Below are 14,345 nucleotides of genomic sequence, written 5' to 3' on the forward strand. Positions count from 1 at the left end.
CCTGAAAAAACCGAGATATCCCCGTTCAACCGCCCCAGCAGTCGCGCTCATCGCCCTGGCTGTTGAGGTTGCTGCGCACACCCGCCTGGTCGAGCTGAAAATCGCCACAGCGGTCATGCTCCATCAAGCTACCCGGCAAGCGCCTGGCCAGCAGCCGAAAGCGCTCGTCGTCACGTTGCGCGTGCAGGCTGTAATAGCGGCTGCCGGCGGGCAAGGAAACTAGCTGATGGTCGCTGTCGACGTACTGTCCGCTTTGCGCATGGTGGCGCTCCAGGCGCAAGGCGGCGTCGTGCAGCAGGCCGACCACTTCGCTGCGCGCGGCGCGGCGCAGCTGGTCGCTGTAACTGGGGTAGGCAATGGCTGCCAGAATGCCGGTGACGGCCACGACAATCAACAACTCGATCAGGCTCAGGCCTTGCTGCATGTCAGGGCTCCCTCAATCTCTGCCGCCAGAGGATTCTGTGCAGCGCAGCGGGTTGACCGGCTTCCATGGCGTACACCGCTTCCAGCACCTGCCGCGCGCGGGTCTGCTGGCTTACCGCGGTGACCCGATACAAGGTCACCGGCAAGCCTGCCGGCAGGTGCGCGGCGCGGGTGCTCTCGCCCAGATTCTGCAAAAAGAAAAAGCCGCTGTTGCCAGCTTGCCAGCCGCCCTGGCTGCCTTGTACGTCGAACGCATCCGCTGGGGGCATGCACGGCTGGCAGGCTGGCGGCGAAGCAACCACCAGCCGCGCCGCGCCCTCCAGCAGGGCTGCTTCGGCTTGCTCCAGGGCGCGCGCGTTGGCCAGCAACTGACTGGCCAGGCGTGTCTGCAGCAAGCCATCGCTTAACGCCGAGGCCGCGAGCAAGCCGAGCAGTAAACAGAGCACCAGGCTGATCAGCAGCACCATGCCGCGCTGGCGCTTCATGACTCGGGCAGCCGGTTTCTTAGCGCCACGCTGATGCCATGGCGTTGCTCAATGGAAAACTGCCGGTCGAACAGGGTCAATTGCACATCGACACGCTCGCCTTCGTCGCTCGCCACCAGCGTTGCACGCAGGTCTCGGACATTGTCGATCAACGGCTGCGAAGCGCCGTTACGCATCAGGGTCAGGCGCGAATCGCGCAGCAGATAGGTATGTCGACTGATGGCAAATGCCAGGGTCTGCTCGCTGCCTGGCTGTGGGCCATTTCTCACCTGCGCCCAGCTTCGGCAGTCGGTCAGCACGGTCCAGGCGGGGCGGCTGCCGCTGCCAGGTAATTGCGCGACTATCAGGCTCAGGCCCTGTCCGCCTTGGATGACCTGCACAGGGCTAGCGAAGGCCGTGGCGAGTGCAGGGTTTTCGAAATGACTCGGTTGCAGGCGCAGGCAGCCGAACATGCCCGCCATGCGAATATCCTGCGCCATGCGCTGCAAGGCCAAGCGGGCATCGTCCTGCAATTGCGCTACAGCGTTTTGCAGCCGCCAGCTCTGCACACTCGCGACGAATACCTGGCTTGCTGCGGCCAAAAGGATAAGGCCCAGGGCCAATGCCAGCAGCCCTTCGAGCAGGCTGAAACCGTGCTGACGGGCGCTCATAGCTGGCCTTGCAAATTGATGCCCTGGCGCTCGGCCGTGCCTGCGCCAGGCCAGTGGATATCCACCACCAGCATGTCGCCGGTGTGCACTACCCTGCCCTGCGCCTGTGCGCCCAAGGACGCTTTGACCTGGGCCTGCCACCGCGACAGCGCGCTAGCCTCAAGCCGACCTGCAGCCCTGGCGTTTTCCAACATGCCTTGCGCCAGGTACACCGCTTGGGTGTCGCGGCGGGCGCTATCGGTGGCCTGCAGTGCACGCAGTTGCAACCCAGCGCTGGCAATCAAGCCCAACGCCAGCACCACTACCGCAATCATGACCTCGAGCAAGGTCATCCCACGCTGCCTCATACGCATTGGTGTGCTCCTTGGGAAATTTCCCGCTAGCTGCCAGCGATCCGGCCGACTAGACCCGTTGGCCGTCGTCCGCAAAGCTAAAGCGAAGCAGTTCCAGGGAGGAATGCAGCGTGAAGCAACAGGGCGTAACACTGATACAAATGATGTTTGCGCTGGCCCTGGCCGGGGTTCTGACCCAGCTTGCGGCGCCGGCCTACAACGCAATCAGCAAAGACCTGCAACGGGCAACCGCCGCCCGCGAACTGGCGCAGGCACTGCGCAGTGCGCGCGGCCAAGCCTTGCTGCTGCAACAAGCGGTGGCAGTGCAACCCTTGCAGGGTGACTGGGGGATGGGTTGGCGGGTGCTGCGCGTGCACAGCGGTGAATTGCTGCGCGAGCAACGTCTTGGCACACACCTGAAGATCGTCGGCAGCTTGGGTAATGAAGTGCGGTTCAGTGCGCAGGGCATCCCGTTGCGGGGCAATGGCGGTTTCTTGGGGGGGACGCTGGAGGTCTGCGGCCCGCCCGGCAATGCCGAGCGGCGCCAAGTGGTGCTGGCGCCTAGCGGCAGGGTGAGCCTGCGCACAGACGCGGCCGCAAGGCCACTGTGCGCAGGCGACTGATCAGATCAGCGAACGCACCCGCAGCTCCTTGGGCATGGAGAAGGTGATGTTCTCCTCACGTCCATCGAGCTCTTCGGCGCCAGTGGCGCCCCACGCCTTGAGCTGGTCGATCACCCCGCGCACCAGCACCTCGGGTGCCGACGCGCCAGCAGTGATGCCGATGCGGCCGATACCGTCGAACCAGCCTTGCTGCAGGTCTTCGGCACCGTCGATCAGGTAGGCCGGGGTGCCCATGCGCTTGGCCAGCTCACGCAGGCGGTTGGAGTTGGAGCTGTTCGGGCTACCGACCACCAACACCACATCGCACTCGTCCGCCAGTTGCTTGACCGCGTCCTGGCGGTTCTGGGTGGCGTAGCAGATGTCGTCCTTGCGCGGGCCGCCGATATTCGGGAAGCGTGCGCGCAGGGCATCGATGACGCGACTGGTGTCGTCCATCGACAGCGTGGTCTGGGTGACGAAGGCCAGGTGGTCAGGGTCGCGCACTTGCAGGCTGGCCACGTCCTTCTCGTCTTCGACGAGGTAGATCGAGCCGCCGTTGCTGGCGTCGTACTGGCCCATGGTGCCTTCGACTTCCGGGTGCCCGGCGTGGCCGATGAGGATGCATTCACGACCGTCGCGGCTGTACTTGGCCACTTCGATATGCACCTTGGTCACCAGCGGACAGGTCGCGTCGAACACCTTCAGGCCGCGCCCGGCCGCTTCCTGGCGCACGGCCTGGGAAACGCCATGGGCGCTGAAGATGACGATGACATCGTCCGGCACCTGGTCGAGCTCCTCGACGAAGATCGCGCCGCGGTTGCGCAGGTCTTCGACCACGAACTTGTTGTGCACCACTTCGTGACGCACATAGATCGGCGGGCCGAAGACTTCCAGAGCGCGGTTGACGATCTCGATCGCCCGGTCGACCCCCGCGCAGAAGCCGCGAGGGTTGGCGAGTTTGATTTGCATGCTCAGCTCCTGGCTTACAGGGCCTTCACCGCGAGGATCTCCACCTCGAAGCTCAGGGTCTTGCCAGCCAATGGGTGATTGAAATCGATGGTCACCTGGGCATCGTCGAAGGCTTTGACCACCCCCGGCAGCTCAGCGTTGGCGGCATCGTTGAAGATCACCAGCAGGCCTTCGGAGAGTTCCATGTCAGCGAACTGCGAACGCGGCATCACTTGCACGTTCTGCGGGTTCGGCTGGCCGAAGGCGTTTTCTGGGGCGACAGTGACGGTACGCTTGTCACCGGCCTTGAAGCCGAACAACGCGGCTTCGAAACCAGGCAGCAAGTTGCCATCGCCCACTTTGAACACGGCCGGGGCCTTGTCGAACGTGCTGTCGACGGTGTCGCCGTTTTCCAGGTGCAACGCGAAGTGCAGGGTGACTTCGGTGTTCTGGCCAATACGGGTCTCAGTCATGCACAGGCTCCTCGGACTTCTTGCTCTTGAACATATCCAGCGCCAGCATCACCGCACCGACGGTAATGGCGCTGTCGGCCACGTTGAAGGCCGGGAAATACCAGCGGTTCTGCCAGTGCACCAGGATGAAGTCGACCACGTGACCGAGCACGATGCGGTCGTACAGGTTGCCCAGCGCACCGCCCAGTACCAGGGCCAGCGCCACTGCCAGCCAGGTCTCGTTGCGCCCCAGGCGCTTGAGCCAGACCACCAGTACGGCGCTGACCACCAGGGCGATCAGGGCGAACAGCCAGCGCTGCCAGCCAGAGCTGTCAGCCAGGAAGCTGAACGCCGCGCCGGTGTTGTAGGCCAGGGTCCAGCTGAAGTAGTCGGGAATCACCACGATCTGCTGGTACAGGCTCAAGGCACCTTCGAAATAGACCTTGGTGGCCTGGTCGATGACCAGCACCACCAGGCTCAGCCAGAGCCAGGCAAGGCGCCCGAAGCGCCCCGCAACAGGGTTAGGCATAGTGGCGCACCTCACCGGAACCGCTCAGGTTGTCGACGCAACGCGAGCAGATTTCTGGATGCTCAGGATTAGCCCCGACGTCGGCGCGGAAGTGCCAGCAACGGCCGCACTTGGCGTGACCGGACTTGACCACTTTGAGCTTCAGGCCTTCGACTTCGGTAGCCACGGCATCGGCCGGCGCCTGCACGAACGGCACCACGCTGGCGGCGGAGGTGATCAGCACGAAGCGCAGCTCGTCGCCCAGCTTGGCCAGATCGGCGCTCAGGCCTTCTTCGGCGAACAGGGTGACTTCTGCCTGCAGGTTGCCACCGATGGCTTTGGCCGCGCGCTGGTTCTCCAGCTCTTTGTTGACCGCTGCCTTGACCGCCATGACGCGGTCCCAGTAGGCGCGATCCAGCTCGAAGCCTTCTGGCAGCTCGGACAACCCTTCATACCAGGTGTTGAGCATCACCGATTCGTTGCGCTCGCCCGGCAGGTACTGCCACAGCTCATCGGCGGTGAACGCCAGGATCGGCGCGATCCAGCGCACCAGGGCCTCGCTGATGTGGTACAGCGCGGTCTGGCAGGAACGGCGGGCGACACTGTTGGCGCCGGTGGTGTACTGGCGGTCCTTGATGATGTCGAGGTAGAAGCCGCCCAGCTCCTGCACGCAGAAGTTATGGATCTTCGAGTAGACGTTCCAGAAACGGTACTCGCTGTAGTGCTCTTCCAGCTCGCGTTGCAGCAGCAGGGTGCGGTCCACTGCCCAGCGATCCAGCGCCAGCATGTCTTCGGCCGGCAGCAGGTCGCGGGCCGGGTCGAAGCCGGACAGGTTCGACAGTAGGAAGCGCGCGGTGTTACGGATCCGCCGGTAGGCGTCGGCGCTGCGCTGCAAGATCTGGTCGGAGACCGCCATCTCGCCGGAATAGTCAGTGGCCGAAACCCACAGGCGCATGATGTCGGCACCCAGGGTGTCGTTGACCTTCTGCGGCTCGATGGTGTTGCCCAGCGACTTGGACATCTTGCGGCCGTTTTCATCGACGGTGAAGCCGTGCGTCAGCAGCTCGCGGTACGGCGCGTGGTTGTCGATGGCGCAGCCGGTCAGCAACGAGGAGTGGAACCAACCACGGTGCTGGTCGGAACCTTCCAGGTACAGGTCGGCACGCGGGCCGGTGGCATGGCCGATGTCGTGCGAGCCGCGCAGCACGTGCCAGTGGGTGGTACCGGAGTCGAACCAGACGTCGAGGGTGTCGGTGATCTTGTCGTACTGGTCGGCTTCGGCGCCGAGCAGTTCGGCGGCGTCCAGCTTGAACCAGGCTTCGATGCCCTCTTGCTCGACGCGCTTGGCGACTTCTTCCATCAGTTCAGCGGTACGCGGGTGCAGCTCACCGCTTTGCTTGTCGAGGAAGAACGGGATCGGTACGCCCCAGTTACGCTGACGCGAGATGCACCAGTCGGGACGGTTGGCGATCATCGCGTGCAGGCGGGCCTGGCCCCAGGCCGGAACGAACTTGGTCTCTTCGATGGCCTTGAGCGCGCGCTCACGCAGGGTGTCGCCGGTGTTTGGCTTGCGGTCCATGCCGATGAACCACTGCGCGGTGGCGCGGTAGATCAGCGGCGATTTGTGGCGCCAGCAGTGCATGTAGCTGTGGCTGATGGTCTCGGTGTGCAGCAGCGCACCGACTTCCTGCAGCTTGTCGACGATTGCCGGGTTGGCTTTCCAGATGAACTGGCCGCCGAAGAATTCCAGGCTCGGCACGTACACGCCGTTGCTTTGTACCGGAGTGAGGATGTCGTCGTTGACCATGCCATAGCGCTTGCAGGTGACGAAGTCGTCTTCACCATAGGCAGGCGAGGAGTGAACCACACCGGTGCCGGCGCCCAGCTCGACGTAGTCGGCCAGGTAGATCGGCGACAGGCGGTCGTAGAACGGGTGACGGAAGTTGATCAATTCCAATGCCGAACCTGGCGCGGTAGCGATGACCGAGCCTTCCAGGTTGTAGCGCTTGAGGCACGCTTCGACCAGCTCTTCAGCCAGCACCAGCAGACGCTCGCCGGTATCGACCAGGGCGTAGTTGAACTCCGGGTGGATGTTCAGCGCCTGGTTGGCCGGGATGGTCCACGGGGTGGTGGTCCAGATCACGATGGCAGTGGGCTTGGCCAGGCTGGCCAGGCCGAAGGCGGCGGCCAGCTTGTCAGCGTCGGCGACCGGGAAGGCGACGTCGATGGTCTGCGACTTCTTGTCGGCGTACTCGACTTCGGCTTCGGCCAGCGCCGAGCCACAGTCGAAGCACCAGTTCACAGGCTTGAGACCCTTGAACACGAAGCCTTGCTTGACGATTTCGGCCAGCGCGCGGATCTCGCCCGCTTCGTTGGCGAAGTTCATGGTCTTGTAGGGGTTGTCCCAGTCACCCAGCACACCCAGGCGGATGAACTCGGTCTTCTGCCCTTCGATCTGCTCGGCAGCATAGGCGCGGCACAGCTCGCGGGTCTGGTCGGCGCTCAGGTGCTTGCCGTGGGTGACTTCGACCTTGTGTTCGATCGGCAGGCCGTGGCAGTCCCAGCCTGGGACGTACGGCGCGTCGAAACCGGACAGGGTCTTGGAGCGGACAATCATGTCCTTGAGAATCTTGTTCAGCGCATGACCGATGTGAATCTTGCCGTTGGCATAGGGTGGGCCGTCGTGCAGGACGAACTTGGGACGATCCTTGCCAATTTCGCGCAACTTCCGGTACAGGCCAATGCTGTCCCAGCGCTGCAGGATCTGCGGTTCGCGCTGGGGCAGGCCGGCCTTCATCGGGAAGGCGGTGTCCGGAAGGTTAAGCGTGGCTTTGTAGTCGGTCATTTCAGGCTCTTCGTTAGCGGTTGAGCGTGCCAGTGGGCACGTGCGGCGGCGATGTCCGCGTCGATCGCCGACTTCAGCGCCTCCAGGGAGGCGAATCGCTGCTCTTCGCGCAGCTTTTGGTGGAATTCCACCGTCAGACGCCGGCCATACAGGTCGCCGGCAAAATCCAATAGATGAATCTCGAGGTGAGGACGCCCGTCACCTGCGACAGTGGGGCGTACTCCGATATTGGCCACACCCGGCCAGACCTTGCCGTCGATCTCGGCGCTGGTCAGGTAGACCCCGCTGAGCGGGACCCGGCGGCGCTTGAGCTGGATGTTGGCGGTCGGCGTACCGAGTTGGCGGGCCAGCTTCTGGCCATGCAGCACACGCCCGGTAATGGTGTAGCGCCGGCCGAGCAGGTGCGCGGCAAGCTCGAAGTCGGCGTTGGCCAGCGCGGTGCGCACTTTGGTGCTGCTCACGCGCAGGCCGTCCTGGACCACGGTATTGGCCGCTTCGACGCTAAAGCCATACTGTTTGCCGGCTTCGACCAGGAAAGCGAAGTCGCCAGCGCGGTCGCAGCCGAAGCGGAAGTCGTCGCCGACTTCCAGGTGGCGCACACCCAGGCCATCGACCAGGATCGCCTTGACGAAGGCATCGGCACTGAGCTTGCTCAGGCGCTGGTTGAAGGCCAGGCACAGCACCCGGTCGATACCCTCGCCGGCCAACAGCTCGACCTTGTCGCGCAAACGGGCCAGGCGCGCAGGGGCGGTCTCGGGCGCGAAGTACTCGCGGGGCTGCGGCTCGAAGATCACCACGCAGGTGGGCAGGCCCAGCTCCTGGCCGCGCTCACGCAGGCGCGCCAGGATTGCCTGGTGGCCACGGTGAACCCCGTCGAAGTTGCCAATGGTGGCGACACAGCCCCGATGCTCGGGGCGCAGGTTGTGAAGACCTCGAACCAGCTGCATAACGCGCTTCTTGCTCATAAAGTGGTCGATTATAACCACACCCGGGCGCTGGTGACAGGCAGCAGCGCCATGGGGTGGCGTGGAATGTGAAAAACCGACGCTTGGCCGGTCAGCGCCTCAGTGCAGGGCCTTGCGGGCAAAATGCCGGGGGCGGAAACCGCACAGGTACAGGCAACCAAAATAGGTCACCACGCCCGCTGCGATCAACGCGCCCAAACGCAGGAAACGCTCGAGCATCCCGCCCAGCTCCCAGGCTGGCATGTAGTGCATGCCAGCCAGCAACACCGCTGACATCAAGCCCACCGCCAGCACCAGCTTGAGCAGGAACAGCGTCCAGCCCGGTTGCGGCTGGAACAGATCCTGGCTGCGCAGTTTCCAGAACAGCAAGCCGGCGTTGAGGCAGGCACCAATGCTGATCGCCAGGGCCAGGCCGGCGTGGGCAAGCGGGCCGATCAGCACCAGGTTGAGCAGCTGGGTGGAAATCAGGGTGAAGATCGCGATCTTTACCGGCGTGCGAATATTTTGCTGGGCATAGAAGCCTGGGGCCAGCACCTTGACCAGGATGATCGCCAGCAGGCCGACCGAATAAGCGATCAGCGCGCGTTGGGTCATGGCCGCGTCGAAGGCGGTGAACTTGCCGTACTGGAACAGCGCCACGGTCAATGGCTCGGCCAGAATCGCCAGGGCCAGGGTACACGGCAGCACCAGCAAGAAGCACAGGCGCAGGCCCCAGTCGAGAATCCGCGAGTACTCATCGCGGTCGCGGTTGGCATAGGTCTTGGCCAGGGTTGGCAGCAAAATCGTGCCCAGGGCCACGCCCAGCACCCCGGAAGGCAGCTCCATCAGACGATCGGCGTAGTACATCCACGACACCGAACCCGCCACCAGGAACGAGGCGAAAATGGTGTTGATGATCAGCGAGATCTGGCTGACCGAGACGCCAAGGATTGCCGGCAGCATCTGCTTGAGCACGCGCCACACCCCGGTATCGCGCAGGTTCAGGCGTGGCAGCACGAGCATGCCGATCTTCTTCAGCGCTGGCAGCTGATACAGCAGCTGGGCCAGGCCGCCGGCCAGCACCCCCCAGGCCAGGGCCATGATGGGTGGATCGAAGTACGGGGTAAGCAGCAGGGCGAAGGCGATCATCGCCACGTTGAGCAGGGTCGGGGTGAACGCCGGGACCGAGAAGCGGTTCCAGGTGTTGAGGATCGCGCCTACCAGCGACGACAGTGAGATCAGCAATATATAGGGGAAGGTCACCCGCAGCAGGTCGGTGGTCAGCGCGTATTTTTCCGCGTCATCGACAAATCCAGGCGCGGTGATCCAGACCACCCACGGCGCGGCAAGGATGCCCAGCGCGGTGACCAACGCCAGGACCAGGGTCAACAAGCCACTTATATAGGCGACGAAAGTACGGGTCGCCTCCTCGCCTTGCTGGGTCTTGTATTCGGCCAGAATCGGCACGAAAGCCTGGGAGAAAGCACCTTCGGCGAAGATCCGGCGCAGCAGGTTGGGCAGCTTGAAGGCGATGAAAAAGGCGTCGGTAGCAACGCCTGCGCCAAAAACACGCGCCAGGATGGTGTCGCGGACGAAGCCCAACACCCGCGAAATCATGGTGATGGAACTGACTGCAGCCAGGGATTTGAGCAGGTTCATCGAAAAATTTTCACGCCGGGGACGGAGGACGCTACTAATGACGTCCAGATGTGCGATACTCCCGCGCCTTCGCAGGGGAGCCAAAATTCCCGAGTTTACAGGTCGCGGCGCAGAAAGGAATATTTCCCTCTCGCGGACCCACCACTCGGCGGAACCCTGCAGGTGGCCTTGACATCCGTCGTATGCATCGGCATGATTCGCGGCCTATTTTGTTTGCTATTTTCCTAAAGTCTTTCAAGGAGCTCGACGGTGGCCAACTCACCTTCCGCCAAGAAACGCGCAAAACAGGCTGAGAAGCGTCGCAGCCACAACGCCAGCCTGCGTTCCATGGTCCGCACCTACATCAAGAATGTAGTTAAAGCCATTGACGCAAAAGACGCCGAAAAAGCGCAAGCCGCCTACACCCTGGCTGTGCCTGTAATCGACCGTATGGCCGACAAAGGCATCATCCACAAGAACAAGGCTGCTCGCCACAAAGGCCGTCTGAATGGCCACATCAAGGCGCTGAAAGAAGCTGCAGCTGCCTAAGCGACGCGCTTGTCCAAAAACCGACCCTAGGGTCGGTTTTTTATTGCCTGTGATTTGAGTCTGGGTCGGCGTCGACCTCTTCGCAGGCAAGCCCGCTCCCACAGGGGCTGCGCTGTTGTTGAGTCAGCGCAGATCTTGTGGGAGCGAATGGACGCCGGTGGCTCTATTTGCCTAGCTGAATCTTTGGCGCCCACTGCAGCCAGGCATCTTCGGGCTTGTCGAACAAGGCGAAGGTCTGCTGCGGCCGCGCCGGGTTGCCCATCTGCTCGCCATCAGGGGTGGCAAAGGCGATGCCGCCGTCTATCAGGGTCTCCAGCGACTCGGTACGTACCGTAGCGCCTTTGAACAGGCCCCAGTCGAAGCCAAAGCCGCTGCTGTTCCAGAACCGGCTGCCGCCGCGCACCAGCGCCGCATAGCGTGGCTCGATGAGGATATGGATCAGTACACGATCGGCACTCTGGCCCAGCTCGAAACCTGTCACCTTACCCACCGCCACTTCTCGATAAGTCACCGGCACGCCTGGCTTGATCGACCCTCGGCGCGGCGCGCTGAGGGTCAGAGGCAGTCCGATCTCCTGGCCGACCACCTCAGGTGCTTGGCCTAGGGCGATGAAATCGCGCTGAGGGCCCTGGTTCTTCAGAGCAGGCTGCACTTCCAGATACTGACCGCCGATGAGGGTATCGAGGTTTTCAGTGCGTACCAGGCCCAACGCGGGCTTGACCACCCAGAACTGCGTGCCGACTCGGGTAATGCGCTCGGCGGCTTCGGTAATCCGCGCCCTGAGCAGCACCGCCTGTAGATCATCGGTCAGATCCGTACTTTCGATACTGCCGACATCCAGGCCACGGAAGCGAATCGGCGTACCGGGCTTCAAGCCGTCAGCGCGATCGACTCGAATGGTGATCAGGGTGCCTGCGCGATTCACCGCTTCTTCGCTGTCATGCAGACGGAAACGTGGAATATGCCGCTTGAGCTTCACATCCGGCCTTGGCGTATCGAAGGCGATACCGCCCGCCATGAGGGTCTGCAGCGACTCGCTTTTGACCTTGATCCCCGAAAGCCCGCCGGTGAGGGTAATGCCGCTGGCATTCCAGAAGCGGCTCGAACCATTGACCAGGTTGGCGTACTCCTTCTCGATGTGCACACCGATCAGGATGCGTTTGCTGTTGCGCGCGAACTGGTAGCTCTGCACGCTACCTACTTTGACTTGGCGGTACATCACCGGGCTGCCAACCTCGAGCGAGCCGAGCGTGTCAGCGAACAGCACCATGTGCAAACCTGGGGCTTTCAAGTCCAGTGGCGGCGCTTTGGGCCGGGCTTCGAACTCGCGTTGCGGGCGTGCGCCCTTCTCACCTGGGCGAATGGCGATGTAGTTACCTTTGACCAAGGCTTCCAGACCGGTGATACCGGCCAGGGAAATGGACGGCTTGACCACCCAGAACTGCGTCCCTTCGACCAGATAGTCTTCAGCGAGCGGATCGAGGGTCAGCTCAGCCATTGCGCTGGTCAGGTCATCTTCTATTTTCAGGGTCTTCAGCGAGCCAACCTGAATGCCTTTGTACAGCACAGGCGTACGCCCGGCTTGCAAGCCTTCAAAGTCGCTCAGCCGAACCTTGATGCGGATGCCCGCCTGCGCTGCGTCGAAGTCCTCATAGAGGCGAAATGGCAGGCTTGGGTCGGTGGGTGGGCTGTCCTTGCGATGTTCAGGGGTGGCGAATGCGATACCGCCGGCAACGATGCTGCTCAGCGACTCGCTGCGCACTTTGACCCCAGACAAGTCGGCATCGATGCTGATGCCGCTGGCGTTCCAGAAACGCGTGTGTTTGCGCACCAGGCTGGCATAGGCAGGCTGGATGAAGACTTTGACCTCGACGGTGTCCTGGTCATCGGACAGGCGATAGCTCTTCACCCGACCGACCTGGATCTGCTTGTAGAACACCGGGCTGTCGCGGTTGAGCGAGCCGAGTCGGTCGGCCTTCAGGGTCAGGTGCAGTCCAGGCTCGGCATCAGACAGCGGCGGCGCTGCCGACAAGGCCTTGAAGCGCTTGGTCGGCTCGCCCTTGCCAGGGTCGACGGCAATGTAATTACCCGATACCAGTGTTTCCAGGCCCGAGATACCGGCGAGGGTGACACTCGGCTTGACCAGCCAGAAGCGGGTTCCGGTGGTCAGGTGCTCGTCTGCCGCCTTGTTCATTTCAATGGTGGCGATCACCCCGGTATTGCTGCCCTTGGCATCGAGCACCAAGGCGGTGACCTTACCCACCGGCATACCTTTGTAGATGACTTCGGTCTTGTTGGCGACAATCCCCTCACCCGATTCGAAACGCACTTGAATCTCGACGCCGGCATCGCGATAGGCCTGCCAGCCGAGCCAGCCACCGATGATCAAGGCGATCAGCGGCAGGATCCAGATGGCCGACCAATTCGAAGCTGGGCGGGTTTTAGCCGTAGGCACATCACTCATGGTCGTCATCCGACTCCGTGTTATCCCAGATCAGTCGGGGATCAAAAGTTAAAGCAGCGAGCATCGTCAGAATCACCACAGAGGCGAAGGCGATGGCCCCCAGGTTGGCTTCGACACTGGCGATGCGGCCGAAATTCACCACTGCCACCAAGATGGCAATGACGAAGATATCCAGCATCGACCAGCGTCCGATGAATTCAATGAAGCGGTACATCCATATGCGCTGGCGCGCCGAGAGGGGCTGATGGCGCTGCACCGAGTACAGCAACAGGCCAATGCCAACCAGCTTGAAGGTGGGCACCAGGATACTGGCGATGAACACCACCGCAGCGATAGGCAGCATGCCGTGCTTCATCAACGTGATAACCCCGGACATGATGGTGTCCGGACTGCCCTGGCCCAGCGAGCTGACGGTCATGATTGGCAGCACATTGGCTGGGATGTACAGCACCAATGCCGTGATCAGCAGCGCCCAGGTGCGCACGATGCTGTTAGGGCGGCGGGCATGTACGATGGCGCCACAGCGGGTACAGGTCTGCGAAGTCGCATCCGCTTGCTGTCTGTTCAGCTCATGGCATTCATTGCACACCAAAATACCTGCATCAATCGCCCGCATGCAGGTCCTCCCCCGACAAGGCCACCCAGATCTGGTGGGGTGACATCACCACTTCCAGCCAGACCTGAACCAGTAACAGGCTAATGAAGCAGAACAGACCCAGGCCGATTGTCAGTTGCGCAAGGTCGACCAATTTGACGATGGCCACCAGAACGCCCATGAAGTACACCTCAAGCATGCCCCACTCTTTCAGGTGGTGGTAAATGCGGTAGATCAGCAAGCCATAACTGCGCCCGATGTTCAGGCGGATGCTCAGCAACACAGCCAATTGGCAGAGCAGCTTGAGCAATGGGATGGCCATGCTGCACAGGAACACCACCACAGCGATCAGCTGCATTTGTGAGTTGTACAGGCCCAGTACGCCACTCCAGACAGTGTCATCGGAGGTCTGGCCGAGTAGGTGCAGTTGCATGATCGGCAGGAAGTTCGCCGGTATATAAAGCAGCAAGGCCGTCAGTACCAGGGCCAGGCTACGATTGACCACGTTATAGCGGTGAGCGTAGAGCTCGTAGCCGCAACGCGGACACAGTGCCTTTTCACCATGCTGCAAGGGCGGCTTGCGCAGCAGCAGGTCGCACTCGTGACAGGCTACGAGTTCGTCCAGGGGTAATTGGGCCAGCACTTCGGGGTCGACAGGGTTGGGCATAAGGGGATCTGAATGGAAGCGTGGGCTCTATTCTAGTGCTCTGACTCCAATTGTGGGAGCAGACGTTTGGCGCTGATGTGTGTCATGGCCTTTACACCGATCTCGTTGTTGAGGGATAGAGGCGCGAGGGGTGATGTCAGGGGTTGAGCGGGGGGCAGTTGCTATCGCGGGGCAAGCCCGCTCCCACGCATGCTTCGTCTCAACTGAATGAGGTATCGATTAGGCTGATTTGGCGGAAGGCAG

Annotated in this window: 15 protein-coding genes; 2 read left to right on the top strand and 13 right to left on the bottom strand. The window is 62.3% G+C overall.

Translation table 11 applies throughout. From position 1 onward, the window contains the following. Positions 1–25: 25 nt before the first annotated feature. From ACF8K2_RS07225 to pilV, 4 genes are read right to left on the bottom strand one after another with little or no spacing between them, the layout of a single operon-like run. Entirely contained in the window at positions 26–424 is a 399-nt protein-coding gene (locus ACF8K2_RS07225; protein ID WP_186553676.1) for a type IV pilin protein, read from the bottom strand. A gap of 1 nt (position 425) precedes the next feature. Then, positions 426–908, bottom strand: a complete 483-nt coding sequence (locus tag ACF8K2_RS07230; protein WP_392464094.1) for a hypothetical protein — start codon at positions 906–908, stop codon at positions 426–428. Next, positions 905–1,558 (bottom strand): PilW family protein, encoded by a 654-nt coding sequence (locus tag ACF8K2_RS07235; RefSeq protein ID WP_392464095.1) that lies wholly within the window; start codon positions 1,556–1,558, stop codon positions 905–907. Before ACF8K2_RS07235 ends, ACF8K2_RS07230 begins: the two co-directional genes overlap by 4 nt. Then, positions 1,555–1,911 (bottom strand): type IV pilus modification protein PilV, encoded by a 357-nt coding sequence (gene pilV, locus ACF8K2_RS07240; RefSeq protein ID WP_392464097.1) that lies wholly within the window; start codon positions 1,909–1,911, stop codon positions 1,555–1,557. The genes ACF8K2_RS07235 and pilV overlap by 4 nt, the downstream gene beginning before the upstream one ends. 110 nt (positions 1,912–2,021) lie before the next feature. Between pilV and ACF8K2_RS07245 the strand changes: the two genes are divergently transcribed. Next, positions 2,022–2,513, top strand: a complete 492-nt coding sequence (locus ACF8K2_RS07245) for a GspH/FimT family pseudopilin (protein WP_392464099.1) — start codon at positions 2,022–2,024, stop codon at positions 2,511–2,513. Here the strand turns inward: ACF8K2_RS07245 and ispH are convergent, their stop codons facing one another. The 6 genes from ispH to murJ all read right to left on the bottom strand — a co-directional run bounded on the left by ispH (position 2,514) and on the right by murJ (position 9,848). Beyond that, positions 2,514–3,461, bottom strand: a complete 948-nt coding sequence (gene ispH, locus ACF8K2_RS07250; RefSeq protein ID WP_392464100.1) for a 4-hydroxy-3-methylbut-2-enyl diphosphate reductase — start codon at positions 3,459–3,461, stop codon at positions 2,514–2,516. A 14-nt stretch (positions 3,462–3,475) separates the two neighbouring features. Then, a complete protein-coding gene (gene fkpB, locus ACF8K2_RS07255) occupies positions 3,476–3,913 on the bottom strand; it encodes an FKBP-type peptidyl-prolyl cis-trans isomerase (protein WP_186553670.1) in 438 nt (145 codons plus the stop codon). Further along, positions 3,906–4,421: a signal peptidase II gene (gene lspA, locus ACF8K2_RS07260; RefSeq protein ID WP_186553669.1), complete on the bottom strand. Its 516-nt coding sequence runs from the start codon at positions 4,419–4,421 to the stop codon at positions 3,906–3,908. Before lspA ends, fkpB begins: the two co-directional genes overlap by 8 nt. Beyond that, a complete protein-coding gene (ileS, locus tag ACF8K2_RS07265; RefSeq protein ID WP_312153241.1) occupies positions 4,414–7,245 on the bottom strand; it encodes an isoleucine--tRNA ligase in 2,832 nt (943 codons plus the stop codon). The genes lspA and ileS overlap by 8 nt, the downstream gene beginning before the upstream one ends. Further along, positions 7,242–8,192 (bottom strand): bifunctional riboflavin kinase/FAD synthetase, encoded by a 951-nt coding sequence (ribF, locus tag ACF8K2_RS07270; protein ID WP_186553667.1) that lies wholly within the window; start codon positions 8,190–8,192, stop codon positions 7,242–7,244. Before ribF ends, ileS begins: the two co-directional genes overlap by 4 nt. A gap of 117 nt (positions 8,193–8,309) precedes the next feature. Beyond that, the gene (gene murJ, locus ACF8K2_RS07275) at positions 8,310–9,848 is read right to left on the bottom strand and encodes a murein biosynthesis integral membrane protein MurJ (protein WP_392464102.1); all 1,539 of its coding nucleotides are present in this window, start codon (positions 9,846–9,848) and stop codon (positions 8,310–8,312) included. Between the two features lie 249 nt (positions 9,849–10,097). On the opposite strand from murJ, the gene rpsT reads away from it, so the two are divergent. Continuing rightward, positions 10,098–10,376, top strand: coding sequence for a 30S ribosomal protein S20 (gene rpsT / locus ACF8K2_RS07280; protein ID WP_010220592.1), 279 nt, complete (start codon positions 10,098–10,100; stop codon positions 10,374–10,376). A 163-nt stretch (positions 10,377–10,539) separates the two neighbouring features. Here rpsT and ACF8K2_RS07285 read toward each other — a convergent pair whose 3' ends face one another. Genes ACF8K2_RS07285 through ACF8K2_RS07295 form a run of 3 tightly spaced genes read right to left on the bottom strand, consistent with a single transcriptional unit; the run spans position 10,540 to position 14,102 of the window. Next, positions 10,540–12,840, bottom strand: a complete 2,301-nt coding sequence (locus ACF8K2_RS07285) for an MlaD family protein (RefSeq protein WP_392464104.1) — start codon at positions 12,838–12,840, stop codon at positions 10,540–10,542. Continuing rightward, complete coding sequence (locus ACF8K2_RS07290) at positions 12,833–13,456, bottom strand: paraquat-inducible protein A (RefSeq protein WP_186553664.1); 624 nt, start codon at positions 13,454–13,456, stop codon at positions 12,833–12,835. Before ACF8K2_RS07290 ends, ACF8K2_RS07285 begins: the two co-directional genes overlap by 8 nt. Beyond that, positions 13,443–14,102, bottom strand: a complete 660-nt coding sequence (locus tag ACF8K2_RS07295; RefSeq protein WP_392464105.1) for a paraquat-inducible protein A — start codon at positions 14,100–14,102, stop codon at positions 13,443–13,445. Before ACF8K2_RS07295 ends, ACF8K2_RS07290 begins: the two co-directional genes overlap by 14 nt. Between the last annotated feature and the right edge of the window lie 243 nt (positions 14,103–14,345).

The organism is Pseudomonas sp. xss_2, assembly GCF_043104195.1.
GTDB lineage: Bacteria > Pseudomonadota > Gammaproteobacteria > Pseudomonadales > Pseudomonadaceae > Aquipseudomonas > Aquipseudomonas urmiensis.

Coding starts and splice junctions, on each gene's coding strand:
- lspA (WP_186553669.1), bottom strand. CDS start 4,421: ATGCCTAACCCTGTTGCGGGGCGCTTCGGGCGCCTTGCCTGGCTCTGG.
- ispH (WP_392464100.1), bottom strand. CDS start 3,461: ATGCAAATCAAACTCGCCAACCCTCGCGGCTTCTGCGCGGGGGTCGAC.
- fkpB (WP_186553670.1), bottom strand. CDS start 3,913: ATGACTGAGACCCGTATTGGCCAGAACACCGAAGTCACCCTGCACTTC.
- ribF (WP_186553667.1), bottom strand. CDS start 8,192: ATGCAGCTGGTTCGAGGTCTTCACAACCTGCGCCCCGAGCATCGGGGC.
- ileS (WP_312153241.1), bottom strand. CDS start 7,245: ATGACCGACTACAAAGCCACGCTTAACCTTCCGGACACCGCCTTCCCG.
- murJ (WP_392464102.1), bottom strand. CDS start 9,848: ATGAACCTGCTCAAATCCCTGGCTGCAGTCAGTTCCATCACCATGATT.
- ACF8K2_RS07230 (WP_392464094.1), bottom strand. CDS start 908: ATGAAGCGCCAGCGCGGCATGGTGCTGCTGATCAGCCTGGTGCTCTGT.
- ACF8K2_RS07235 (WP_392464095.1), bottom strand. CDS start 1,558: ATGAGCGCCCGTCAGCACGGTTTCAGCCTGCTCGAAGGGCTGCTGGCA.
- ACF8K2_RS07225 (WP_186553676.1), bottom strand. CDS start 424: ATGCAGCAAGGCCTGAGCCTGATCGAGTTGTTGATTGTCGTGGCCGTC.
- ACF8K2_RS07290 (WP_186553664.1), bottom strand. CDS start 13,456: ATGCGGGCGATTGATGCAGGTATTTTGGTGTGCAATGAATGCCATGAG.
- ACF8K2_RS07295 (WP_392464105.1), bottom strand. CDS start 14,102: ATGCCCAACCCTGTCGACCCCGAAGTGCTGGCCCAATTACCCCTGGAC.
- ACF8K2_RS07285 (WP_392464104.1), bottom strand. CDS start 12,840: ATGAGTGATGTGCCTACGGCTAAAACCCGCCCAGCTTCGAATTGGTCG.
- pilV (WP_392464097.1), bottom strand. CDS start 1,911: ATGCGTATGAGGCAGCGTGGGATGACCTTGCTCGAGGTCATGATTGCG.